At 55.8% G+C, this 25,296-nt stretch carries 24 protein-coding genes and 1 other annotated feature; of the genes, 1 reads left to right on the top strand and 23 read right to left on the bottom strand.

Features of this window, described 5'->3' with window-relative positions; translation table 11 throughout:
* Position 1: 1 nt before the first annotated feature.
* The 12 genes from pknB to dapF all read right to left on the bottom strand — a co-directional run bounded on the left by pknB (position 2) and on the right by dapF (position 12,419).
* Positions 2-1,936, bottom strand: a complete 1,935-nt coding sequence (gene pknB, locus ACULM0_RS00410) for a Stk1 family PASTA domain-containing Ser/Thr kinase (protein ID WP_463678478.1) — start codon at positions 1,934-1,936, stop codon at positions 2-4.
* Positions 1,929-2,657 carry a Stp1/IreP family PP2C-type Ser/Thr phosphatase gene (locus tag ACULM0_RS00405; protein WP_463678477.1) on the bottom strand — a complete coding sequence of 243 codons (729 nt, stop codon included), beginning with the start codon at positions 2,655-2,657 and terminating at the stop codon, positions 1,929-1,931. The genes pknB and ACULM0_RS00405 overlap by 8 nt, the downstream gene beginning before the upstream one ends.
* Complete coding sequence (gene rsmB, locus ACULM0_RS00400) at positions 2,654-4,012, bottom strand: 16S rRNA (cytosine(967)-C(5))-methyltransferase RsmB (RefSeq protein WP_463678476.1); 1,359 nt, start codon at positions 4,010-4,012, stop codon at positions 2,654-2,656. Before rsmB ends, ACULM0_RS00405 begins: the two co-directional genes overlap by 4 nt.
* Before the next feature lie 123 nt (positions 4,013-4,135).
* The gene (locus tag ACULM0_RS00395; RefSeq protein WP_463678475.1) at positions 4,136-4,819 is read right to left on the bottom strand and encodes a zinc metallopeptidase; all 684 of its coding nucleotides are present in this window, start codon (positions 4,817-4,819) and stop codon (positions 4,136-4,138) included.
* 15 nt (positions 4,820-4,834) lie between these two features.
* Positions 4,835-5,761, bottom strand: coding sequence for a methionyl-tRNA formyltransferase (fmt, locus tag ACULM0_RS00390; RefSeq protein WP_463678474.1), 927 nt, complete (start codon positions 5,759-5,761; stop codon positions 4,835-4,837).
* Positions 5,761-6,219 carry a peptide deformylase gene (gene def, locus ACULM0_RS00385; protein ID WP_463678473.1) on the bottom strand — a complete coding sequence of 153 codons (459 nt, stop codon included), beginning with the start codon at positions 6,217-6,219 and terminating at the stop codon, positions 5,761-5,763. The genes fmt and def overlap by 1 nt, the downstream gene beginning before the upstream one ends.
* 18 nt (positions 6,220-6,237) lie before the next feature.
* Entirely contained in the window at positions 6,238-8,649 is a 2,412-nt protein-coding gene (gene priA / locus ACULM0_RS00380; protein ID WP_463678472.1) for a replication restart helicase PriA, read from the bottom strand.
* A gap of 33 nt (positions 8,650-8,682) precedes the next feature.
* Positions 8,683-9,876: a bifunctional phosphopantothenoylcysteine decarboxylase/phosphopantothenate--cysteine ligase CoaBC gene (gene coaBC / locus ACULM0_RS00375; RefSeq protein ID WP_463678471.1), complete on the bottom strand. Its 1,194-nt coding sequence runs from the start codon at positions 9,874-9,876 to the stop codon at positions 8,683-8,685.
* A gap of 14 nt (positions 9,877-9,890) precedes the next feature.
* Entirely contained in the window at positions 9,891-10,097 is a 207-nt protein-coding gene (rpoZ, locus tag ACULM0_RS00370) for a DNA-directed RNA polymerase subunit omega (RefSeq protein ID WP_463678470.1), read from the bottom strand.
* Positions 10,098-10,099: 2 nt separating this feature from the next.
* On the bottom strand, positions 10,100-10,711 hold the full coding sequence (gene gmk, locus ACULM0_RS00365) for a guanylate kinase (protein ID WP_463678469.1): 612 nt from the start codon (positions 10,709-10,711) through the stop codon (positions 10,100-10,102).
* A 9-nt stretch (positions 10,712-10,720) separates the two neighbouring features.
* Entirely contained in the window at positions 10,721-11,602 is an 882-nt protein-coding gene (locus ACULM0_RS00360; protein ID WP_463678468.1) for a YicC/YloC family endoribonuclease, read from the bottom strand.
* Positions 11,603-11,633: 31 nt separating this feature from the next.
* Positions 11,634-12,419 (bottom strand): diaminopimelate epimerase, encoded by a 786-nt coding sequence (gene dapF, locus ACULM0_RS00355; protein ID WP_463679834.1) that lies wholly within the window; start codon positions 12,417-12,419, stop codon positions 11,634-11,636.
* Positions 12,420-12,540: 121 nt separating this feature from the next.
* On the opposite strand from dapF, the gene ACULM0_RS00350 reads away from it, so the two are divergent.
* A complete protein-coding gene (locus ACULM0_RS00350) occupies positions 12,541-14,289 on the top strand; it encodes an Rqc2 family fibronectin-binding protein (protein ID WP_463678467.1) in 1,749 nt (582 codons plus the stop codon).
* Positions 14,290-14,344: 55 nt separating this feature from the next.
* Here the strand turns inward: ACULM0_RS00350 and ACULM0_RS00345 are convergent, their stop codons facing one another.
* From ACULM0_RS00345 to ACULM0_RS00295, 11 genes are all read right to left on the bottom strand, one after another.
* On the bottom strand, positions 14,345-15,079 hold the full coding sequence (locus tag ACULM0_RS00345; protein ID WP_463678466.1) for an inositol monophosphatase family protein: 735 nt from the start codon (positions 15,077-15,079) through the stop codon (positions 14,345-14,347).
* A complete protein-coding gene (gene pyrR, locus ACULM0_RS00340) occupies positions 15,054-15,590 on the bottom strand; it encodes a bifunctional pyr operon transcriptional regulator/uracil phosphoribosyltransferase PyrR (protein ID WP_463678465.1) in 537 nt (178 codons plus the stop codon). The genes ACULM0_RS00345 and pyrR overlap by 26 nt, the downstream gene beginning before the upstream one ends.
* A gap of 16 nt (positions 15,591-15,606) precedes the next feature.
* Positions 15,607-16,515, bottom strand: a complete 909-nt coding sequence (locus tag ACULM0_RS00335; protein ID WP_463678464.1) for an RluA family pseudouridine synthase — start codon at positions 16,513-16,515, stop codon at positions 15,607-15,609.
* A gap of 386 nt (positions 16,516-16,901) precedes the next feature.
* The gene (gene ileS, locus ACULM0_RS00330) at positions 16,902-20,000 is read right to left on the bottom strand and encodes an isoleucine--tRNA ligase (protein WP_463678463.1); all 3,099 of its coding nucleotides are present in this window, start codon (positions 19,998-20,000) and stop codon (positions 16,902-16,904) included.
* A gap of 40 nt (positions 20,001-20,040) precedes the next feature.
* Positions 20,041-20,266 (bottom strand) — a binding site (T-box leader).
* Positions 20,267-20,294: 28 nt separating this feature from the next.
* The gene (locus ACULM0_RS00325; protein WP_463678462.1) at positions 20,295-20,744 is read right to left on the bottom strand and encodes a DivIVA domain-containing protein; all 450 of its coding nucleotides are present in this window, start codon (positions 20,742-20,744) and stop codon (positions 20,295-20,297) included.
* 13 nt (positions 20,745-20,757) lie between these two features.
* Positions 20,758-21,549, bottom strand: coding sequence for a YlmH family RNA-binding protein (locus tag ACULM0_RS00320; RefSeq protein ID WP_463678461.1), 792 nt, complete (start codon positions 21,547-21,549; stop codon positions 20,758-20,760).
* A 1-nt stretch (position 21,550) separates the two neighbouring features.
* A complete protein-coding gene (locus ACULM0_RS00315) occupies positions 21,551-21,814 on the bottom strand; it encodes a YggT family protein (protein WP_463678460.1) in 264 nt (87 codons plus the stop codon).
* 35 nt (positions 21,815-21,849) lie between these two features.
* Entirely contained in the window at positions 21,850-22,329 is a 480-nt protein-coding gene (locus ACULM0_RS00310) for a cell division protein SepF (protein WP_463678459.1), read from the bottom strand.
* A gap of 11 nt (positions 22,330-22,340) precedes the next feature.
* Positions 22,341-23,024 carry a YggS family pyridoxal phosphate-dependent enzyme gene (locus ACULM0_RS00305; RefSeq protein WP_463678458.1) on the bottom strand — a complete coding sequence of 228 codons (684 nt, stop codon included), beginning with the start codon at positions 23,022-23,024 and terminating at the stop codon, positions 22,341-22,343.
* Positions 23,025-23,036: 12 nt separating this feature from the next.
* Positions 23,037-24,248: a biotin/lipoyl attachment domain-containing protein gene (locus tag ACULM0_RS00300; RefSeq protein WP_463678457.1), complete on the bottom strand. Its 1,212-nt coding sequence runs from the start codon at positions 24,246-24,248 to the stop codon at positions 23,037-23,039.
* Between the two features lie 36 nt (positions 24,249-24,284).
* Entirely contained in the window at positions 24,285-25,289 is a 1,005-nt protein-coding gene (locus ACULM0_RS00295) for an NAD(P)H-dependent glycerol-3-phosphate dehydrogenase (RefSeq protein ID WP_463678456.1), read from the bottom strand.
* Between the last annotated feature and the right edge of the window lie 7 nt (positions 25,290-25,296).

The raw sequence follows: 25,296 nt of genomic DNA, 5'->3' as shown, positions 1-25,296 counted from the left end.
CCTACTCAAATGTTTCTACTTTGGTCGACACCAGACGCTCATCGTAATAGAAATTAATGGTCACTCGACCTTGGGCCGTAACCTGTACCCTGATGTTCTCTTCTGATTTCAGATGGCTGTTTTCATAAACGATCTCACTGATCCCCGAGGCTTCGATCTTCTCCACCCGGACGACGGCGGATTCTTCTTCGAAGTTCAGGGGAATCACGTAGGTGCGCGTAATGCCACCGGGTTCTTGGTCCTCTGTTGGAGTCTCCACTGTTTCACCGACCTCTTCATCGCTTGAGACCACCAGGTCGATACGTTCCCCTTCTTCGATCTCAGCTCCGGCAGCGATAGCTTGCTCCATGATCACATCGATCCCATGGTCTGGCGACGATCGGTAGACGATCTCTCCGATGAGCAGATTCAGAGGCTCTAGGAGATCCTCCGCCTCCTCTACTGTTTTGTCCACAAGACCCGGCATCAAGACCACACTGGCTTCGGGGCCTTCAGAGACCACCACATCCACACGTCCGCCTTCGCTCATGTCCCTACCGGCCTCAGGCGATTGTTCAACAATATATCCCTCGGGTAATTCAGAGAAGGTGTAGGTGGCCTCTCCGATCACCAGACCGGCATTCTCCAGAATGATCTCAGCCTCGGTGATCGTCTTCTGACGGATCGTGGGCACCTTGATCAGCTGGGCGCCTTTCGAAACGGTCAGCGTGATAACGTAACCGCTTTTCAGACTCTCTCCCTCAGCGTGGGACTGGCTGATCACGTGGTTGTCCTCGATGGTATCGCTAAAGCGTTCTTCTGTTTCCACGCGCAGGCCGATGTTTTCCAGGCGATCGGTGGCCTCGTCAACCGGTCGGTTGATCACATCGGGCACCGTCACCAGTTCGTTGGACAAACGATCGGTGATCTGGTCGAAGCTCACGACGATAAAAACGATGGCAGCCAGAAAAAGGGCCGCAAAGATCACGAGGGCCAGGTTGACGAAGTGTGTATTCTCTTTTTTCTTTGTTTTCTTTTGTTTTCTAGCAGACATGTTCTCTCCTTCGACCAAGGGTAGCTGTCGTGTTGTGTTCTCCATAGGGGTCACAGCGGCAGTCGTCACGGGATCGTTGAGATCGACGGACTTCAGATAAGACAAAATCTCATCCACAGAAGTGTAGCGTTCGGCAGGATTCTTTCTGAGCGAACGCTCGATGATCGTATCGATCGCCGGGTGCAGATTCTTATTCAATCGTTTGGCCGGGACGACCAAGTCGTTGACGTGCTTCATGGCGATGGCCACCTGGGTATCGCCCGTGAAGGGGAGCACACCGGTAGATAGCTCGTAGAGCAGGACGCCGAGCGAGTAAATATCACTCTTCTCATCGACGAAATGTCCCTTCACCTGCTCTGGACTCGAGTAGTGAACGGAGCCCATGACCTCCCGCGTGTTGATGATCGTGGAGGTGTTCACGGCCCTGGCGATACCGAAGTCGGCCACCTTGACGATCCCCTCACCGGTGATCAGGATATTCTGCGCCTTGATATCTCGGTGGATGATCTTGTTGCGATGGGCATGGGCGATCGCCATGGCCACCTGACGGTAGATTTCCAGGATTTCTGCACTCGACAGACGACCGGCTTTCTTTTTCAGATACTGTTTTAGGGTGATCCCCTCGATCAGCTCCATCACGATAAAATGCGTATCACCCTCGCGCCCTACGTCGAATACGTTGACGATATTCGCATGGGAGAGACGAGCGGCGGATTGCGATTCTTTTTCAAACTTCTTGACGAAACTCTCATCATCGAGATGCTCACGCCGCAGAATCTTAATGGCCACAAAACGATTGAGCACACGATCCTTCGCACGGTAAACGAGGGCCATGCCCCCCTCTCCAATTTGTTCGATTATTTCATAACGCTCCTTCAGAACGCGTCCGATATCATCATGCATCTTGTTCACCTTCAACTTTCACCAGTACCACAGTGATGTTATCGCGCCCGCCGTTCTCATTAGCGAGACGAACCATCTCTTCACAAAGTTCACCGTGATCTCCGGCCGCCAACAAATCGGTCAGCGTCGCATCCTCAATCATATTCGTCAACCCGTCGGTGCACAATAGGATCAGATCGCGATCCATCAGCTCGAGCTCAAAGAGATCGACCTTGATGTGTGGATCCGTGCCCAGGGCTTTGGTCAGCACGTTTTTTTGCGGATGGTCGAACGCCTCTTCCGCTGCCAGTTCACCTGAGCGCACAAGCTCTGCCACCAGGGAATGATCCCTCGTGATTTGTTGTAGTGCTCCACCGCGAAAGTGATAAGCGCGGCTATCTCCCACCTGCGCGATGTACCCCATGCGGTCCTCGACAAGCAGGGCCGTGAGCGTCGTGCCCATGCCCCTGCACTGCGGATGATGAAGCTGGTGGTCGAAGAGACGTTCGTTGGCGTAGGTCAGGGCAGATTCCAAACGCTGCGGTGGTGGTGAGCCCGCGGTGTTCTCTAGTGCCGTGGCGATCAGGTCACAGGCCATCTGGCTGGCCACTTCTCCAGCCCGGTGTCCACCCATTCCATCGGCGACGATGAAGACATCCCCTTTCCCGTCGGTTTTCATCGCATCCTCATTATGGTCGCGCATTTTTCCGCGATCTGTCGCCGCGCAGCTCGTGATCTTCATCTTTTCGCCTCCTTTTTCCTCAATTTAGCGATGTAAAAACCATCGGTTCGGTGTGTGTTCGGGTACAGTTGCAGGTCTGGTCCGGCATCCGGGACAGGCACCGGTAGTTCTACCGATACATCCATGCGCTCGAACTGGGCGTGGTGGGCTAGAAAGTCATCGATTATCGCCCGGTTTTCACCTGGTTCGATGGTACAAGTGCTGTAGACCATCACACCTCCCGGCTTGAGATAAGCGGCGGTGGTCGCTAGGATCTGCTTCTGCAATGACTCGAGGGATGCGATTTCTTCGAGGGATCGCTCGTATCGGATCTCGGGTTTTTTGCCGATGATCCCAAGTCCCGAGCAGGGCGCATCCACAAGGATCCGGTCAAAGCTAGCATCATCTTCCGCGACGTGCTTCGTGGCATCCCTGTGTTCCACCTTGATCCGGGTCAGGCCCAGACGCTCGGCGGCCTCACGAATGAGCTGGAGTTTGTGCTCTGCGACATCGCGGGCGACGACGCTTCCCTGGTTCTCCATGAGGATGGCCAGGTGCGTGGACTTCCCACCCGGAGCGGCACAGGCGTCGAGTACTCGCTCGCCCGGTTCAGGTGCGAGCAGGAGTCCGGCGAGGGCCGAAGCCTCCCCCTGGATCTGATAGAGCCCTTCGCGAAAGCTGTCCAATTCATCGATTCGCTTGTCCGCGGGCATCTGCTCGATCACCAACATCTCTGGATACAGGTGGCCGGGACGCACCACGATACCCTCGGTGCTCAGACGAGTGACGAGGGCTTCTTTGCTGATCTTCACCGTATTAGGTCGGAGGGTCATCGCCGGGATCCGGTTGTTCGCGGCCAACAGTTCACCGGTAAAGGGCACACCATAGCGCTCGATCCAACGCGCGACCAACCATTCCGGGTGGGAGTGGGTGAGCGATAGGCTTTTGATCGGATCCTTGTCGACGCTCGGGAGCTTGAATTTTTCCGGTGATCTGAGATAGGCTCGGAGCACCGCGTTGACAAAATCCTTGTAACGGAAGTTTTCCTTCTTAGCCAGCTTTACGGCCTCGTTTACCACGGCAGAATCCGGTATCCGGTCCAGATGGCGCAACTGGTAGAAGGCCATCAAGAGAATGAGCAAGATCTTCTTATTGATTTTCCCGAAGCGAACGTTGGAATAAGTGCGAACGACGGCTTCTAACTGGAGCTTATACTCCAGGACACCGTAGACAAGACGCACCATCAGACGGCGGTCCACATCGGTCATCGGCTCGTCATCGAGTGCCCTCTGGATCGCCTTATTCGAGTGGACGTGCTGCTGCGTGATCTCGACGAGTACCTTCAGCGCCACGGCCCTTGGGTTTTTGTTTTGCATTGGAATCACCTCAAACTTCATTATAACATTTAGCGTGGTGAAAACCCACAGCTTTTGATCGATCCGCCCGCCCGCGAGGCACATTGAAAAGGAGGCCCCATTGGACCTCCTTTTGTCTTTCGCTTAATCTCTTGCATTCCTGAGCAGGATCAACCGGATCAACTGACCGATAGAGACTGCTGCAGCGGCTACATAGGTCAGGGCCGCGGCATTGAGCACGCTACGGGAACCCGGCAACTCCTCTGCAGTCAGGTAGCCCTGTCCGTCGAGTTGGGCGATAGCCCGGCTCGATGCATTGAATTCCACGGGGAGGGTCACGATCTGAAAGAGGATCGCAAAGGTGTAAAAGAGAATCCCCAAGTCAATCAGAGCAGTGATCTGGAAGATAAAACCCGCGAAGACGAGGAACATGACCGATCGTGATCCGATGTTGGCCAGCGGTACCAGCGCGTGTCGGAATTTCAATGGTCCGTAGCTCTCCGCATGTTGCATGGCGTGCCCTACCTCGTGGGCGGCCACGGCCACAGAAGCCAGGGAGGCGCCACCGTAGACTTTCTCCGACAAGAACACCGTTCGATTCTGCGGGTTGTAGTGATCGCTCAGCACGCCGGCCGTCGCTTTCACCGGCACATCGCTGAGTCCATTGCGATCTAGGATGTCCCGAGCCACTTGGTATCCGGTGAGACGCCGATTGTTGGGAACACCCAGGTACCGCTGGAAAGTCCGTTTGACCTTAGACTGTGCGTACAGGGCAAAACCCATGAGCGGTAGCATGATCAAGAGACCTGGTCCGGTCAAGAAAAACATAATGGTCACCTCTCCTTATGAAAAACTGATCTGCGGGTCCACTGTGTGGCCCCGCAGGTAGTCGGCCACGGGCATAGCCCGGGAACCTGGGAACTGTATCACGGTGATATCGAGCGCCCCATCGCCACAGGCGACGCGTATGACCCCTCCTTCGATGGACAGGATTGTACCGGGTGTCACCTGGTGATTCACCCGAACGGCTTCGGCACGGTGGATCTTGACGCGGACACCGTCGCGCTCCGCCCAGGCCATGGGCCAGGGGTAGAGACCGCGGATCTTGCGGTCGATCACTTCAGCCGGAGAGTGAAAATCAATCTGCGCCATCTCGCGGTTCAACATCGGTGCATAGGTGGAGGAGGCATCATCCTGAGGGGTCCGCTCGAGACGACCGCTCTTGATTCTCTCAAGGGTTTCTGCGAGCGCTTCCACACCCAGGGGGATCAGGGCATCGTGGAGATCCCCTGCCGTCATTCGGTGGGAAATCTCCATCTCTCTCTTTACCAGCATATCCCCTGTGTCGAGCCCTTCATCCATGAACATCGTGGTCACGCCAGCCCGCTCGTGTCCCTCCAAAATTGCGTAATTGATAGGAGCGGCACCGCGTAGGGCCGGGAGGAGCGAGGCATGCACATTGATGCATCCGTGTGCCGGAAGATCCAGCACACCTTTTGGTAGGATTTGACCGTAGGCAACGACTACGATCAGCTCGGGTTGCAGCGCTTCGAGTTCGGCAATGGCCGCCTCATCCCGCATGCGCTCGGGTTGAAAGACGGGGACGCCCGCCTTCACCGCCCGTTTCTTCACCGGCGGTGGGGTCATCTTCTTGCCCCGACCGGCCGGTCGGTCCGGCTGGGTGAAGACGCCGACCACTTCTTCGCGCGAAAGGAGTTCATCGAGCACGGGTACTGCGAAGGCAGGGGTGCCCATGAAGACCACCCGCATTACGCTTCCTCCACGATCTCAGCTTTGTCGGTGAACAGGATACCGTCGAGATGATCGATCTCGTGGCAGAAGGCCCGTGCGAGAAGATCTTCCCCGCTGTATACGATGCGCTCACCCTCGAGGTTCGTCGCCTCTACTTTCACATGCATCGGTCGCTTGACGCGCCCTTGCATGCCTGGGAGGCTGAGACAGCCTTCAATCTCATGCTGTTCGCCGGAGGTCGCGATGATCTTCGGGTTGATCAGCACCTTGACACCCGTCTCGTCGTATACATCGATTACCGCGATCCGCTTCAGGACGCCCACTTGGACGGCAGCCAGGCCTACGCCCTCGGCGCTGTACATCGTCTCGATCATATCCTGGACCAAGACCTTGATGCGGTTGTCAATCTCCTCGACGGCTTTCGATTTCTTTCTTAAAATGGGATCCTCATCTGTCCGGATGATTCGTTCTGCCATGGTATCATCTCCTTCTTATCACGTCAGGGTACCCGGAGAAAAATCGACGGTCATAAAGGTATCCCCCGCGAGGAGTTTCTTCTGCCTATCGATGATCTCTCGTTGAACGAGTGCCTTGAGCGTCGCTTCTTGTGATCGATCGTATTTGATCAGTATATGGTATCGAAACTTTTGGCGAACCTTGGCCACAAGCGTGGGGTGCGGTTCGTAGAGTGTAGTCTTCGTATGGAAGATATGTTCATTATACAGGTTCTTCTTTAAGATTTTGTGAACATTGTTTGAAGTCTTCTCCGCATCCTGCACACGGGACGCGGTGAAGATCAACCGGGCCACCGCGAGATAGGGTGGGTAACCGAAAAAGCGTCGGATCTTGAGCTCCTCGCGGGCGAAAGCGTAATAATCATAGGCGGCAATCGCCGCGAGCGCGTAATGATCGGGATCATAGGTCTGTAAATAGACCTCACCGGGTAGCCCACCGCGCCCAGCTCGTCCAGACACCTGCGTGAGTAGTTGGAAGGTGCGTTCCGCCGCTCGAAAATCCGGAAAGTCGAGGGACTGATCGGCCAACAGAACACCGATCAACGTCACAAGGGGGAAATCGAAGCCCTTTGCAATCATCTGCGTACCGATGATCAGATCTACCTCCCTCCCCTCGATGGCGTCGATGGCCGACTCGAGATGGTTCCGCGTGCGCGTCGTGTTGGCGTCGAGCCGCAGGATCCTGGCTGTAGGAAAGAGCTTGTGGATCTCCTCTTCAATTTTTTCGGTACCACTTCCTATGCTCACCATCTCAGGGGCGTCGCAGTGGGGACAAGCGGTCGGGACTACTTCCCTGTGATCACAGTAGTGGCATCTCAGGTGATGTCGATCCTTGTAATAGGTCAATGTGATATCACAGTCGGGACAGGTGATCTTATGGCCGCAGGCCTCACAAGTGATGAGCGAGGCGTAGCCCTTCCTGTTGTAGAGGAGCATCGCCTGTTCCCCACGGTCGAGCCGTTCACCAATGGCCCCTATCAAGGCCCTCGAGAGGGCCAAGCGGTGGTTGTCCTGACGCTCCTGCCTGAGATCCACGATGCGCACGGGAGGCAAGGGGCGTTCGTTGAAGCGCTTGGTGAGCTTCAGATAGACGATCTCTTCCTCTATGGCGCGGTGAAAGGTCTCGAGCTTCGGAGTTGCCGTCCCCCTGAGGAGCGTGGCCCCCGACTGTTGGGCGCGGAAGAGCGCCACTTCTCCCGTCTCGTACCGCGGCGAGTGCTCGGACTTGTAGGAAGATTCATGCTCTTCATCAATGATCACGATCCCCAGGTTGCGAATCGGGCTGAAGATGGCGCTCCTGGCACCGATGACGAAGCGCTTCTCTCCGGAAGCGATCAGGCGGTGGGCATCGTACCGCTCGCCGAGGGAAAGCTTCGAATGCAGGACGGCCATTTGCGAGCCAAAGTACCGCGCAAACCGGCGAACGAGCTGGGTGGTCAGTGCGATCTCCGGCACGAGAAGCAACGCCCCCCTATTGCGTTTCAGCTCCCTCTGTATCATGTGCATGTACACTTCCGTCTTACCGCTTCCGGTGACGCCATGCAGCAGGTGTTCCCGACCTTCTTCCACCAGGTTCAGGACACACTGTTGGTCCATCGTCAGGAGCGGGAGCGGTGCTTCCTCATCGGGCTCGTCGATGGTAAGACGGTCAAAATGAACGGACTCTGTCACCTCGGCCCAGCCACGGTCGACAAAGGTATCGAAAGTCACTTTCGGGACGCCGGCCTGCGGTCGCAAACGACCGTAGGCTTCGAACTGCTCCTCGGACATGGCTTTGATCAGCCGGCGGATGGCGCTGTGGTGGGCGGGAACTTTTTCGAGCAGAACCTCCTTCTTCTCGAGCAGACGGTAGTACCGTTCCGTCACCTCTGTGACTTGACTATCCACATCGATCTTGTGCCGTAGCACCCCCGAGCGAAGGAGCGGCTCGAGCTCTTTACGCCAAGCTTTTCTTGTCCTATGATCGGCCAGTGCCGACAAGGTAAAGGAGCGCGTATCCGGCGCCAGTCCAAAAGCCGGCGGATCGAATCCCTCGGGTCTGATCACTTCGTAAAGATCTTCGGTCGTCAGCCGCGTCCCTGCGGGCAAGAGTAGCCGCAGCGCCTCCTCGTGGGTGGCGAGGTACTGCTCCCGCAAAAAAGTCGCCAGCTCAAGGTCTTGGGCCGTCAACCGTAGGGTCCGGAGGACCTTCTCCACGGGCTTGGTATCAAAGTCGGGTTGGTCTCTGGTCACCTCGAGAACGACGCCTTCTTTCAGCCCATTGTGGCGACCGAAGCGTACGATCACACGACATCCGAGAACATCCTCCTCATGAACCTGGTACGTGTACAGTCGATCGATGGCGCGCGATGTCTGCAAGAGCGCTATGCGTGCGTAATAGATCTGTAACACCTCCCATGAGAAAGATGGGGTGCTCAGACCCCATCACAGTTTGTCGGCTAATTGATCGAGCAGCACCGAAGCTACCTTCTGTTTCGTCATGCGCGGATGGCGCACCACATGCTCCTCGCTGTCGATAAAGGTCACGATATTGGTGTCCCCTTCGAAGCCCGCACCTTCTTCGCCGATATTATTGGCCACGATCAGATTCATGTTCTTGGTGCGCAGTTTCGAAAGCGCATTCGCCTCGACATTTTCTGTTTCGGCGGCAAAGCCCACGAGGACCTGGTCTGCTCTCTTCCTCCGTCCCACTAGCTCACAGATATCCGGATTACGCGACATCTCGATCGAGAGCGGCCCCGCCATTTTCTTCATCTTGTGCCTATGGGTCTCCGAGGGACGGTAGTCCGCTACGGCCGCAGCCTTCACGATGACATCCATCTCCTCGAGATGCTCCATCACCGCATCGTGCATCTCAAGCGCACTCTCCACGCGCACCAGTCGCACACCGGGTGGAGGTGCCAGAGCCGAAGGTCCAGAGACCAAGATCACTTCCGCACCCCTTCTGGTCCCTTCCGTGGCGATGGCGTAGCCCATCTTTCCACTCGAATGGTTCGAAAAAAAACGAACGGGATCGATAGCCTCACGCGTGGCACCGGCAGTCACCAACATCTTCTTACCGGCAAAACGCACATCGCGGCTCGTCAAACCGACGATCGCTTCCACAATCTCCGCGGGATCGGCCAGCTTACCAAGACCCACATCACCGCAAGCGAGGCGGCCTGCCGCAGGGTCCACGAAGTGATAGCCGTGGTCCTTTAGTTTCTGTCGGTTCTGGGCGCTGATCGGATTTTGGTACATGGCCGTGTTCATGGCCGGGCAAATCAATTTCGGCGCCTGGGAGGCCATGATCGTCGTTGTGAGCATGTCGTCGGCAATACCATTGGCTATCTTGGCGATCACATTGGCCGACGCCGGTGCCACCACGAACACATCGGCCTTCTTTGCCAACGCGATGTGCTCGATATCCCAACTTTTGGGCGGTTCGAACATATCAGAGGTCACGTAGTTCTCGCTAAGCGATTGAAAGGTGAGCGGAGAGATAAAGGCCTTGGCATGTTCGGTCATGATCACGTGTACATTGAAGTTAAGTTTCTTCAGGCGGCTCACCAGATCGGCAGCCTTGTAGGCGGCGATCCCTCCGGTGACACCCAGTACCACGGTTTTTTCTGCGTACATACCCTTGCCTCCTCTTATCCTTCTAGTAAGTCGTTCTTGATGATCGTGACCTCATTAGAGTGAATCTCTTCTGTTGCGATGGACACTTCTTTGTAGGTCTTCGTATCGATAATCGGACTTTCGCCGTTGATCAGCTGTCTGGCCCGTTTGGACACGGCGATCACCAGACTGTAACGATTCTCCGCTTTTTCGAGCAGTTCATTGATGGGTGGGTTTAACATGATTATTCCTCCTTGAATTCTGAGATGATCTCTTCGATGTCCTCGACCACCTTGCATTTTTCGGCGTCGAGGATACACATGAGGGTGCGCGTGGCGCGCTCCACTTCGTCATTGACAATATAATAGTCGTATCTGCGGACGTAAGAAATCTCATCGATCGCACTGGAAAACCGCGTCTCCAGGCTTTCTGGCGTTTCTGAGCCCCTACCGACAATACGATTTCTGAGCTCTTTCATAGAAGGGGGTAGGATGAACACATAGACCCCTTCCGGGTACTGCTCGCGCACCTGCAGGGCGCCCTGTATGTCAATCTCAAGCAGTACGTCCTCCCCACGGTCGATCCGCTGGAGGGCTTCTCTCTTGGGAGTCCCGTAGAGATTGTCGTAAACAGATGCGTGTTCTAGAAACTCATTCTGCTCGATCATCTGTTCAAAGGTTTCTCTGGTCAGAAAATGGTAGTTCCTCCCCTCGACCTCACCCGCCCGTGGAGCGCGTGTGGTGGCCGATACGGAGACCCAAATCTCAGGTCGCTCTTCTAGGAGGGCTTTGCAGATCGTTCCCTTACCGGCTCCGGAGGGACCCGAAACGACGATCAGTAATCCTTTTTTTCGCATGGTCGCCTCCTATTCTAAATTCTGGACTTGCTCGCGAATTTTCTCCACTTCGCTTTTCATCTCGATGACGAGCGATGCGATGCTCTGGTCGGGGCTCTTCGATCCGATGGTGTTCACCTCTCGGTTGAGCTCCTGCATGAGAAAGTCCAGCTTTCTACCAACGGACCCGTCCTCTTCGAGCAAGGCTTCGAACTGGTCGAAATGACTTCTCATGCGCACGATTTCCTCGGTCACATTCGTTTTATCGGCAAAAATTGCCGCTTCCGTAATCAACCGTTCTTCATCGAGGCGTACCTCCGGACCGATGAGCTCCTGGATGCGCTCGATCATTTTATCCTTGTAGTCCCGTGAAATCTCTGGCGCCCGCTCCATAAGGCCGTCGAGCTGCTCGCGCAAGGACCGAATCCGGTCACGTAGGTCCCGCACCAATGTTTCTCCCTCGCGACGGCGCATGGACACCAGCCGTTCGAGGGCCTCATCAACGGCCGGCATCAAGACAGCGGCGAGTTCTTCGTCGGTGCGCTGGAGACTCCTCACTGAGAAGGCATCGGGCAGCCGTGAAAAATCGCTGATCTCCAAGACTTGGTTCAGATTGTACCGGACTGCCACCTCGCGGTAAGCATCGGCATAGGCACTGATCAGTGCATCGTTTGGTTCGACCACCACACCCTGGGTTCCCGATTCACTGTAATTGATGTAAATTTCCACTCGTCCCCGGGAAATCTGTTCCTTCACCCGCGATTTGATCTGTTCCTCAAGACCCATCAACAGTCGTGGGGCCTTGATCACAATATCCAGGTACCGGTGGTTCACACTTTTCATCTCCAGGGTGATCTGCAGATCCTCTCCATCCTGCTGGGCTCGACCAAATCCGGTCATACTATGTATCATCTTCAACCTCCAAAGGATTCTTCTACTGATTCTATCCGCGACCGTCGCCGTAGATCTGTCCATCGCAGATGATTCTGGCTGGACCTTCCAACCACAAGTGTTCTCGCTCGTCCACGTGAACGGACAGCTCCCCACCGGGCACCGTGACCCGCACCTTGTCCCCCACACGACCTAGAGCACGTGCAATGAGCACGCTCGAGCACACACCGGTGCCACAGCTCAGGGTGTAGCCGGCACCGCGCTCGTAGGTCTTGACGATCAGGTGGTCGCTCGATGCGATCGTGACAAAATTGACGTTCGCACCCTCGGTAAAGACCGCATGCTTTTCAAGAAGGGGGCCAGAACGGAGGACCCTATCCTGCGCCACTTCGCTTTCGTGCACAAGGACTGCATGTGGCACGCCGTAATGAGTAAAATGCACGGTGTGCCCGCCTTCGGCCGTATCAAGCTCACGCGAGAGAAAGGCGTCCTTAGAAAGCAGGGCGGGACCCATGTCTATGGCCAGGGTATTGTGCTTCAAGTGGACTGTGTAGATGCCAGCATCTGTCAGAATCTTGTAGACAGGCATTTCCTCCACGTAGGTCGCCAGGTAGCGTACGAAACAACGCAGACCGTTCCCGCACATTTCCCCCCGGCTACCGTCGGCATTGTAATAATACATCCGGTAATCGGCGCCCTCGGGCGCCTCTTCCATCAGCATGAAGCCATCGGCCCCCACACCAAAATGACGATCGCAAAGTCTTCTTGCCACCGCCGGGGCATCGTCTACCCAAACACGCATGATGATGAAATCATTCCCTGTTCCTTCGCACTTCACGAATCGCAAGCACATCGCCCCTTTCCTCTTCTACCTATCATACCATAGCGTGGCCGCGAAATTAACTTTGAAGTGAAATTTCTCCATGATATACTTAATGGATGGAAAAGGAGATGGTATCATGCCCTTCGATGGCTTACTGATTCACAAACTGACACGTGATCTGAGCGAACGCCTCACAGGCGGACGCATCGATAAAATCTATCAACCGGAACCAGACGAACTCTTGCTGCGCATCCGTCAGGGCGGCGGCGCCCTAAACCTGTTCATCAGCATCGACCCCTCCACCGCTTACTTCTCGATCACCGAGGGCACCAAGGGGAATCCCCAGAATCCCCCCATGTTCTGCATGCTCCTGCGCAAGCACCTTTCGGGTGCCAGGATCTTATCCCTCGAACAGCGCGGCCTCGACCGCGTGGTCAAGCTGGGGCTTGAAGGATACAATGACTTCGGTGATCGTGTGACCAAGGAACTGATCCTAGAGATCATGGGGAAACACTCGAACCTCTTCCTCGTCGATGAGAAAGGGAAAATAATCGATGCCCTCAAACGCGTTCCACTGGCCGTGAGCGAAAAACGCCCGATCATGCCGGGTCTCTTCTACGAAGCCTTCGCCAGCGATAAGGTCAATCTCCTCGTAGAAGCCGCTGCGCCCCATCTCGAGACCACCGCAAACACCCGCCTGGTCAAGTACCTGTACACCACCTTCGAGGGCCTCAGTCCGCAGTCGGCAGAAGAAATCTGCCACCGGGCGCATGTCGACGGAACCACGCCGGTCTCCGCACTCGACCTAAACCAGCGATCGACCCTATCAGAGGTGCTCATGACCTGTGCCGAACTGCTCGAGATACCCTTCGAGGGTGGTCTCTACAGAGAAGACCAGGAAATTCGGGACCTGACGTGGACCCCCTTCTCCCTCTATCGTGACGCCGGTTACCAGGAGACGCTGTATCAAAATCCCTCCGATCTGGTGAACGCCTTCTACGCGCGGCGCAACCTGCGCCATAAAATCAACCAGAAGACCCATTCCCTGCGCAAGATCCTGACCACACACATCGACCGGATTCGATCCAAAATGGCCAAGCAAGAGGCGGAGCTGGCCACGGCCAATCGGGCAGAAGACCACAAGGCCTTCGGCGAGGCGCTCTATGCCAACCTCTATGCTGTAGAGCCCGGCCGCTCCTCTTTGACGGTACAGGATTTTTACAACCCCGACGAGATGCTCACCATCCCCTTGGATCCCGATCTCACCCCATCGGAGAATGCCCAGCGTCACTACAAACGGTATGAGAAGCTCAAGGTGGCCAAGGCCCAGCTCGAACGCCAGCTGGCTATCGCCCGTGGCGACCTCGCCTATCTGGAGGCCACACTGGAAACCCTCGAGACGTCGGTGGAGACGGAAGAGGAAGTGGACGCTATCAAGGAAGAGCTCCGGGCCGAAGGTTTCATCAAGAAAAAGGCGCCGAAGGGAAAGAAGAAACGTTCGAAGGCCGCTGGTCCGCGGCGATACCTTTCTTCCGATGGCTTCGAGATCCTGGCAGGTCGCAACAACAAGCAGAACGATGAGGTGACCCAGCGGATCGCCTCGAACGCCGACCTCTGGTTTCACACCAAGGAAATCCACGGTAGCCACGTGATCTTGCGCCTGGCAGGTCGTGAAGCGTCAGAGACAGCCCTGGTGGAGGCCGCGGAGATCGCAGCCTATCACTCCAAGGCCAGACAATCCGCCAACGTGCCCGTGGATTACACGGAGGTGCGCCATGTGTCAAAACCCAGCGGTGCACGTCCGGGTATGGTCATCTACCGAGAACAACAGACACTCTACGTGACACCCGTCGAAGAGGAGATCCTTGCCAAGGAGCGCTCATAAAAGACAAAAAAATCGGCACGTTCCGATCCCCTAGAGGATTGGGACGTGCTTTATTTCATTCTAAAACCGCCAACAGGGCGTCGGCCAAGGCCCGATCGCCGGCCACGAGCCTTCCGCCGCCCGAAAGCGGTCGGACAATACCACCGGCGGCCTCCACCAGGTGCAGGCCGCTGGTGAGCTCCCAGGGCTGCGTGGAATAGGTGATGTGGGCGTCAGAGATACCAACTGCGACGAATCCGAAGTCCACACTGGAGGCTCCTTGGATCCGCACCTTGTTCACACGACAGATGAGCTGCTGCATGGCGGCCAGTTGACTGGCGTGGGACGCCGGGTTCGACCTGGAAAAATCCCCGAAGGTCACCAGAGCTTCCCCCGGGCTCACGGGTTTGTTCCGGGTCTGTTCGCCATTGACCAAGAGCCCCTGGCCATGGGTCTCGATGAAGCGTCCTTGGGCCGGCAGGTGGATGAAACTCGACCGGGGGACGCCCGCATCGAAATAAGTTCCTTGCACGCCGAAAAAAGGATGGCCCTTCAGGTAATTGTAGGTGCCATCGAGGGGGTCCACCACCCAGGTGGGCATTTTTGTCAACTCGAATGCCTCCCTTTCCTCCGAGCGGTAGAGTGCCCCGGGTGTATGCTGCTTGAAAATTCCCTCGAGTCCCACGTCGATGGCCAGGTCCAAGGCTGTCACGTAGTCACCGGGGGCTTTCTCGTAGCCTTCGGTACCCGCTGCGAACCGTGCGAGGGCCTCCTCCACAACCTCCTTAACGGCTGTAGATAGCCACTTCATTGCTACCGTCCACCTCTTCGAGCCGCACCTTTATGATCTCCGTTTTCGATGTAGGGACGTTCTTGCCCACGTAGTCCGGACGAATGGGCAGCTCACGATGACCGCGGTCCACGAGCACGGCCAGCTGGATGGTGCTGGGGCGGCCGAAGTCCACCAGTGCGTCCATGGCCGCACGCACGGTACGACCGGTGTAGATCACATCATCCACCAGCACGAGGTGCTTGTCTGCGATGGGAAAGGTCAGATCGGAACGGTTGAGGGTAGGACGGTCCGAAAACTCTGATAGATCATCGCGATAGAAGGTGATGTCCACTTCACCCACCGGTACCTGTCGATTTTCAATCTTTTCGATTTTCGCCGCAAGACGTTTGGCCAGCGGTACGCCACGTGTCCGGATCCCCACGAGTACCACGTTCTCAACACCCTTGTTATGCTCGATGATCTCGTGGGCCAGGCGGGTTAAGCTGCGGTCGATAGCCTTTTCGTCTAGAATACTGGCTTTAAACTCCATGGTCTCCTCCTTGCCCTCAGAGGGCTCTTACTTTCTCAAGTATCTCTAAAAAATAGTCCGGTGGTTCTGCCTTGAACACCATGTGCTCGCCTGTCGATGGATGGTCGAAGCCCAGGGTGGCTGCGAAGAGCAGTTGCCCGTCGTGCTTGATCTTCTCTGAAGTAGGTCCGTAAATGGGATCACCGAGTAGCGGGTGATGCTTGTGGTTCATGTGCACGCGAATCTGGTGGGTCCTTCCCGTCTCCAAGCGACACCGGATCAAGGCATACTGTCCGTACTGTTCAATGACCTCGTAGTGTGTGATCGCACGCTTGCCGTTTTGTACGACGGCCATCTTCAGGCGATTGTGGGGATTTCGCCCGACGGGGAGATTGATGGTGCCCACCGGGGACTTAAAACGTCCATGGCAGATTGCCAGGTACTCCCTGAGCGTGCTGTGCTCCTTCAGCTGTGCCGCGAGCGACCGGTGAGCCTGATCGTTCTTTGCCACCATCAAGAGCCCGGCCGTGTCCTTGTCTATGCGATGCACGATGCCGGGTCGGATCACGCCATTGATGCCCGAGAGGCTGTCAGCATGGAACATCAGTGCGTTGACCAGTGTCCCCCGCTCATGACCCGGTGCAGGATGCACAACCATGCCCTGGGGTTTGTTGACCACGATCACATCGGTGTCCTCATAGACAATCTCCAGCGGAAGATTCTCCGGCACAACATCGAGCACCTTCGGGGGTGGCACCTCGATGGTCACCCTGTCATCCTCGGTGACCTGGGTATTCTTCTTCAGCACCACCGCATCATTCAGCAGGACCTTGCCCTCTTTGATAAGCCTCTGTATGTAGGAACGGCTCACGTCCCTGAGTTGTTCCGATAAAAAGAGGTCGATCCGCAGATCGTCCTCATCTCCTGTGAATGTATATCGTGCCATAATAGCCTCCTTCGGATACTTCTTAGTCTACCGAAGTGGCGGCGGCTTTTCAACCAAAAAAGCAAACGGGGCGCCTTTTAGGCGCTCCGTTTGTTTGGGGGGTATCATCAATTGGGGAGGGGGGTCAGCGTCAGCGCCTATTGGGGGGAGCGCTGTTCGCTGTTTACCTTGAAATCATCATATCAAGGGACTATGAGTATTCCGTGTCCGAACTGTGAAGAAACTGTTAATTGATCAATCAAGCATTGCGATCCATCCCCCAGCTAAGGTAGGGGCACGCTTAATCTGTAAACAGCAAAAAAGGAGACGGCATTCCTGCCGACCGCCTCCTTTTGGGATGGTGCAACTTGATTTCGAGGACCACCCGGTGTCATCTGCTCCTGCCGTTACACGCGTTCGACAGTCAGGGCCACCGCATGGTCGTTCAGTTCATAGGTTTCGAGGTCCCCAGCATCGTCTAAGATCACGATTTCATCGGCCAAGGTCTCCTCCTTGATGTGGTTAGCATGGCTGTCGACGCCCTTCAGGAAGGCTTCGTCGGTGGCGAGGTGAATCTTGATCCGATCGGTGATCTCAAAGTTCTGCTGTTTTCGCAGCTGCTGGACGCGGCTGACCAGCTCGCGAGCATAGCCTTCCTCGAGCAGTGCATCGTCGAGGGTGGTATCTAGGATGACGAAGAGATTGTTCTCACGGCGCACGGTGAAGCCTTCCTTCTCGGAAATGGTCACCTGCACGTGTTCAGCCGTCACTTCGAAGTCTTGTCCATCGAGATCGAGGGTCACCGTCTCACCGCGATCGAACTTATCGGCGTAGAGCGCCGCATCGAGCTCGTTCAGCTTCTTGGAGAAGAGTCCCATTTTCTTTCCAAGGATCGGTCCGCAGACACGGAAGTTCGGTTTCAAGCTGAAGTGCATGTACTCGCCAAGCTCGTCAACAAAGACGACATCCTTGACGTTGAGTTCTTCTTTGATCAGTGGCACGAGGTCGCCGATCAGCTCCCTGTACCCACCGTCGATCAAGACGCTGGCCAACGGTTGACGTACCTTGAGTTTCACGGACTCGCGTGCAGCGCGACCGAGGGTCACGAGGTTTCGAACGAGATCCATGCGCTCTTCTGTGCGCGTGTCAATGATCGATGCATCGACATCATCCAGATAGCTCAGGTGTACGGAAGGCTCGCCGGTGAGCTTCTGGAAGATTTCCTCGGTCACGTAGGGGGCAAAGGGCGCCGCCAGCTGTGCCACGGTCTTCAGGGCTTCATAGGTGGTGAGATAGACCGAGCGCTTGTCATCATCCAGCGTTTCGGACCAGAACCGACGGCGCGAGCGTCGGATGTACCAGTTGGAGAAGTCTTCCACCACGAATTCCTGGATCGCACGGACGGCACGATGCGTATCGAAAACGCCCATTTCCGTACGGACGGTCATAATCAAATTGTGTAGCTTCGAAGCCATCCAGCGGTCGAGTTCCGGACGATCGGCCACAGGGATATCAAAGGTGGCCGCATCGATCCCATCGGTATTGGCATAGAGGGTAAAGAAGTTGTAGATGTTCTTCAATGTGCCGAAGAACTTCGAGTCTACCTCGCCCAGTCCGTCTTCATCGAAACGTGTCGGCGACCAAGCCGGCGATACGTGGTAGAGGTACCAGCGCACCACATCGGCACCGTAGCGGTCGAATAGTTCGAAGCTATCCACGGCATTACCCCTGGACTTGGACATTTTCTTCCCGTATTTATCCAGGATCAGATCGTTGACCAAGACGTTCTTGTAGGGTGCTTTACCCGTCATGAAGGTGCTGATCGCCAGGAGCGAATAAAACCAACCGCGCGTCTGGTCGATTCCCTCGCAGATGAAGTCGGCCGGGAACAGATCATCGAATCGATCGGCATTTTCAAAGGGAAAGTGGTGCTGGGCGAAGGGCATGGCCCCACTGTCGAACCAACAGTCGATGACATCCGGTACCCGGGTCATCTGCCCACCGCAGTCTTCACACGTCAGATGGATATCATCTACATAGGGACGGTGGAGTTCCACGCCCAGATCAATGTCCTCCACGGCACGATCCACCAGCTCCTGACGCGAACCCACTGTGGAGAGATGATCGCAGGCATCACAACGCCAGATGTTCAGTGGCGTGCCCCAGAAGCGACTGCGGGAAAGGGCCCAGTCGTTGAGATTCTCCAACCAGTTGCCGAAGCGCTTTTCACCCACGTGATCAGGGAACCAGTTCACGCCATTGTTGTTCTCGATCAGCTGGTCCTTGATTTTCGTCATCTCGATGTACCAGCTCGGCTTTGCATAGTAAAGGAGCGGGGTGTTACAACGCCAACAGTGGGGATAGTTGTGGTCCATCTTCTGTTTGCGGAACAATCTTCCCGTCTCCCCCAACCAGTTGACGATTTCCGGATCAGCATCGATTACAAACTGACCTTCCCAAGGTGTCGTGATGTACTTTCCATCTTCGTCAACGGGCTGTAGAACGGGTAAGCCGTAACGCTGTCCGGTATTGTAGTCGTCTTCACCAAAGGCAGGTGCCGTGTGGACGATGCCCGTGCCATCTTCCGTGGTCACGTAGTCAGCGAGCGTAACGAAGAAGGCCTTTGCATCCGTCTCGACAAAGGGCATGAATTGATCGTAAGACCACCCTTCCATATCGGCTCCCTTGAGTCGATCGAGTACCTCGTAGTCGCCACCGATTACCTCGTCGGCCAGTTTCTCCGCAACGTAATAGATTTCATCGTTGTGTTTCACGCGGACGTAGTCAACTTCGGGATGTACAGTGAGCGCCACGTTGGCCGCCAGCGTCCAAGGGGTCGTCGTCCATACCAAGAAGTACTCATCGACATCCGTGCGCTTGAATTTCGTGTAGACGGTGACCGTCTTGATCTCCTTGTAGCCCTGGGCCACCTCGTGGGACGCAAGCCCCGTACCGCACCGAGCGCAGTAGGGGAGGATCTTGTGTCCCTCGTAGATCATATCCTCTTTGAAAAACTTGTCCAGGATATGCCACTCCGTCTCGATATAGTCGTTGTCCAGCGTGATATAGGGGTTGTCGAGGTCGATCAGGTAGGCCATGCGCTTGGTTTGCTCACGCCATGCCGCCTCGTACTCGAACACGGAGTCACGGCACTTCTGGTTGAAGGCCTCGAGTCCGTAGGCTTCAATCTCCGCCTTATCATTGAGGCCGAGACGCTTCTCCACTTCGATCTCTACAGGCAGACCGTGGGTGTCCCATCCGGCCTTACGCTCGACTTTGTAACCCGTCATCGTTTTGTAACGGCAGACGGCATCCTTCAAGGCCCGTGCGATCACGTGGTGGATCCCCGGACGACCGTTGGCCGTCGGAGGGCCATCGTAAAAGACGAAGGGCGTGTGATCTGCCCGCGTCTCGACGGATGCCTTCAGTAGGTCCATCGCCTCCCATTGTTCGGCCAATTGTTTTTCGTTTTCTTTCACCGGTGCCTGGTTCAGTGGTTTGTACATGGCTCTCTCCTTTCAATCAAAAAATCCCCGGGCAAAATTGCCCAGGGACGACTCTCGTGACTCGCGGTACCACCCAAGTTGCCCGCTTATTGCCAAGCGGGCCGCTTTGATCACTGATAACGGTGTGAGACCGATCCGGATTACTCGTCACTTTCACCCGGACAACTGGGGGAGGATCTTGATGGGCGTCCTACACTGGTTTGCACCGACCACCAGCTCTCTGCTTCAGACATGCGACACCAACGGTTCCCCTTCATTGCTTTCACAGTTAAAAAAATTATACCGTCAACAGGTTCACTCGTCAAGAACGATCTTCTCGATCCCCTCGAGTTCTCCGCTCAACAGTACTTTGAAGCGCGTGAGGAACTGACTATAGCGTTGTTCGAGCTCGGCGCGCTCCCGGCGAATCTTCTGGACCTCTTGATCCGCATCATCCAGTCGACGCTTTGCCGTGATCTCCGCCTTCTCGACGATGACATCCGCCTTCTCGCTGGCCTGCTTCACAACATCCTCTGCTGTGCTCTGCGCCACGACAAGGGCATCTTTTAGCGTCTGTTCGATCTTTTCAAAACGCTCGAGATCCTTTTCGAGCCTATCCGCCTTTGTTATCCATTGGGTTTGATCGTTCAAGAGCGTGTCGATCGTCGTGAAGACTTCGATCAAAAATTCGTCCACTTCCCTCACATCATATCCCCTGAGGCTTTTCGAAAATGTCTTGTTCTGAATTTCCAGTGGTGTCAGCAAACCCTTATCCTCCTCATCGTTTCATCAACCGCACGCGTATCACGCGGCGATCCTTGCGCGTCGTACCACCGATCGAATCGATGGCCAACCTGCCGTGGTGACGCAGGCTCAAGAGATCCCCTTCAACGAGCGCGGTCTTCTGGTCGGTGGTGATGAAATGGTTGTGTTTCACGTGTCCGCTCGAGATGGCGGACTGCGCCTTTTGACGGGACAGATGAAAGCCTGCGGCCAGGACGGCATCCAGTCGGGTCGATGCCACGGTAATCCTGTGCGGCGCACCCTCGACTTCCCTCTCCATGACATCGGCGAGGGACACCGGACGAAAATCCGCCGGGCTCCTGCGGATCTGGGTGAGATTGGACCGGACGTAATCGGCCAACTCTTCCACCACATAGACCTGGCAACACCCTTGGCCGATGAGAATATCACCGAATTTTTCACGGGTGAGACCCAGGGCCATCAGAGAACCGAGCACATCGCCATGACCGATCTTTTCAAAGCGATCATCGAGAGCCGTTTCTAGCAATACCAAGGGAGGTTCGACGAAGTCCGTCGTCAGGTACTCGGGCAAGAATCCCAGGAGCGTTCGCTCCCCCTCTTGCGGAAAAGCGATGACCCTGATTTCTCCAGCGCTCGACAAACCCCTCTCGAAAGCCATCCGATAGGTGGGGGCCACGAAATCCGTGAATACCGGTGCAAAGGTCGTCACGGCCTGGCGATAGGTCTCGAGAAGCTGTTGGGTCCTCGCCAGGTGTTCTGCTTCGAAGAAGACCGGGTAATGGTTTTCAAAGAAGGCAGACAGCATGCTAAAGACCCATGATGAAGCCCGCCACGAGGCGGATGGTGATCAGGGCGAAGATCGGGGAGAAGTCCAGCATTCCCTGGATTCCGAGCTTATGCTGCAATTGTCGGAAGGGTGCCAAGATCGGCTCGGTCATCTGGTAGATCATTTGAACGAAAGGATTTTGTGACGGGCCGCCCCGCGTCACCCAGCTCATGATCACGCGGATCAAGATTAAAAAGTTGAGCATCTCGAAAAAGATACCCGCGGCTACCTTGATATAGTACAATACATTCACCTCGTTGTTTGGTTCGCTAGTGGTCCTCAGGATCGCCAGGGCGGCAGTTGCCCCGTATCCTCGATCTTACGCTTGATATCACTGGCCACGTCCACATTTTTCGGTGCCAGCACGTAGATGCCCTCGATAACCATCTCGACGGAACCGTCGAGGGCATACAGGGCCCCTTTGCAAAAGTCAAATATTTTTCTGGCGAGCTCACGATCGATCTCCCGTATGTTCAGGATCACCGCGCGCTTCTCTTTGAGCAGGTCCACGACCTTTCGGGCTTCCTCAATGCTGCTCGGACTGTTCACATTGAGTTGTACATCCCCGCTGCGGTTGATGCTCACCACATTCGCACTGGAGAGCGGCGTGTTCACGGCTTTTAGCGGCTTCTCCCGTTCACGCTCGCGCTTCGGGTACAATTCCTGCGCACGATCGATCGGATCGATGAGTTCTTCCTCATCCCCGTCATCCACGCTCAGTCCCATGAAGTTCTTGAAAAAATCTCCCACGCCTGACATATCGTCCCTCCTCAATAAACTCTATCGCCGAAAATACCTGAGCCCACGCGCACGAGGGTAGCCCCCTCTTCGATGGCCACTTCGAAATCACCCGTCATTCCCATGGACAGGTGTCGCAAGGGCAAGTCGGGATATTTTCCCTTCAGTTCTTCGAAGAGGGTTCGCATGCGGGTAAAATCGCCACGTACCTCTTCAGGGTCATCGACGTACGGCGCGATGTTCATGAGCCCCTGGATCTCGATGTGCTCATAAGTCATGATCTCCTCTATTATACCAAAAAGTTCAGGTAAATAGATACCGTACTTTTGAGCCTCTTCGGCCACATTGACCTGCAGGAGGACACCCACCTTCCGATCGGCCTTTGCCGCCCGCTTATCAATTTCCTTGGCCAACCGAACAGAGTCCACGGAGTGGATGAGATCTACCCGATCGATAATGGACTTGACCTTGTTCCGCTGCAGATGACCGATGAGATGCCAGCGCACGCGATCGCCAATGGCTTCGAACTTCCGCTCGAGTTCCTGGACGATGTTTTCCCCGGCATCGTTTATACCCGCATCGATGGCCTCCTCGACGATTGGGATATCCACCGTTTTGGTCACCGCCACGAGGGTCACTTCATCCCTTGCCCTGCCCGCTCGCTCGCAGGCGCGCTGGATCCGTTTTTCGATTTGCGCGAGGTTGTCTCTGATCATCTCACATTCCTCCTATTGAATCTTATCCCCCTCTTCGAAACGCTCTGCCTCTCTGAGCACGCGATCGAAAAGGTCGATGGTTTTTACTGTTTTCGCTTCTTCTCCCTCGAAGACAATGAAGGAGCCGTCCTTCACCACCACCTGATCATCCGTCGATCCGAGCACCTTCACCGGTGTGAAGCGTGCACGCTGGTCCTGGTTGATACGATAGACCCCCAACACCCCTTCCCGCTGGATCAATGAATCGGCATGCAGGGTCAGGCCTTGATAATCATCGATTTTCAAGCGGATGGGAACCTGTCTTCTTTTGTGAAAATGATTGAATTGCTCGTCACTGCGAATGAGCACCATGAGTTGGTCCCCCTGTACGAAGAAATCCTCGATTCGGCCGGCGATCGATTGTCCTTCCACTTCGATGCGCACTTCCTTCTTCAGCTCGTAGCGATGGCTCTCCGTAGGATCCACGGCGATGAGAAAGTGGTAGACGGCGCTATCGATGACTTTGAAGACAGGCTCCTCCGTATTGATCCGGTTCTTCTTCAGTTCTTCGGGAACGATCTGCTCGGAGAAAATTGCCCCGAGATCCACCCGGGCCAACTTTTCGAGCTGTAGGATCATCTCGTACCCATCGTAAGCATAGGTCAGGATCCCCGCGGAGGGGCTCCTGAGACCCACGACATTGTTCTCGATGAGACCGGTCACGGCTTCGGTAACCGATGTGCTCCCTTGTCCCTCGGCCACGGACAATCGCCGCTTGCGGTCGAGTAGACGGCTGATCTCCTCTTTCTGCTCAGGCACAGCGCCATAGGTGCCCGAGGCAATGGAGGCCATGAGGGCATCCACAGCAGCTTCCCACTGTTCGTCTAGGTTTTTCTCTGTATCGAGGAGGTAGTTCTCCATGGACCGTTGGACGGAGCCACCATCCTCGGCGGCTTCCTCCCCGGATACCTGGACCTTGGCCACCAGAGCGTTCCGCTTGATCTTCTCGCCTTCGATCGCATTGTAGACGATCTCACCACCGTACTGTGCGTACACCAGAATTTCGTTGCGCACGAGCAGTGCATCCGTCTGCACTTCCAAAGGAACGACACCATAGGTCGGCTGGTAAGCCAGTTCTTCCTTGAAAAAGTGATCGTAAACTCCATAGCCCACCAGATAAACCAGTAGACCGAGGAACACCAGACTGAAGACAAACCGACCCTTGTTCTTAATCTTCTTGCTCACGGTACGCTTCTCGCCTCCCGGTTCGACCGTCTCTCATCAGAAGAGCACGGACTCCGTTTCGTGTTTCGGCTCTCGCATCATCAGGTTGCGCACGGACTTGGCTGCGGACTTGCCCTCGTGGATCACACCGTAAAGCTCTTCGGTGATGGGCATTTCCACACCCTTCGACCGGGCCAGCTCGTAGGCCGAGGTGACCGTGTAGAAGCCCTCTACCACCATGCCCACGGTCTCGACAGCCTCGGCGACGGGTTTGCCCTCGCCGATCAGGATACCGCAGCGCCGGTTTCTCGAGTGCATGGAGGTGCAGGTGACGATGAGATCGCCGATTCCGCTCAAACCTTGGAAAGTCTCAGGTTTTCCTCCGAGAGCCACTCCGAGCCGCGTGATTTCCACGATACCGCGGGTCATAAGCGCCGCCTTGGCATTGTCCCCGAATCCCATGCCGTCCGAGATCCCTGCGCCAAGGGCAATGATATTCTTCAAAGAACCCCCGAGCTCTACACCGATCACATCTGGATTGGTGTAAACGCGTAGGCAATCCGTTGTAAAAAGATCCTGGACGATTTCCGCATCGGCCAAGTGCTCGGAGGCAGCCACGAGTGTCGTCGGTAATCCGATGGCCACCTCCTCGGCATGCGAAGGGCCAGATAAAACGACGTAACGCATCTTGCCCAGCACATCCTCCGTCACCTGGCTCATGGTCATCAAAGTCCCGAGCTCGATGCCCTTGGCCACGTCGATGAGCAGCTCGTCACCCGTCAGGTAGGGTGCGATGGCCTTGGCCACGGACCGGTAGGCCTGGCTCGGTACCGCCATCACGAGGGTGCTCGCACCCTTCACGGCCTCCTCGAGGTCCGTTGTTATCTCAAGGGCCTCCGGCAACTCGACCTTTGGTAGGTAGGCACTGTTCATTCGAGAGCTGCGGATCTCCTCGGCCTGATCGATCTCGCGTGTGTAGAGCATCACGCGATCGGATCGTTTCGATAGGATCATGGCGAGCGCTGTTCCCCAGCTACCCGCGCCGATCACAGTATGTTTCATAGGAACG

Source organism: Halotolerantifilum yawarlongkerapense (genome assembly GCF_054506745.1).
Note: the sequence above shows the minus strand (reverse complement) of the source record. Positions and strands in the feature narration are given on the sequence as shown.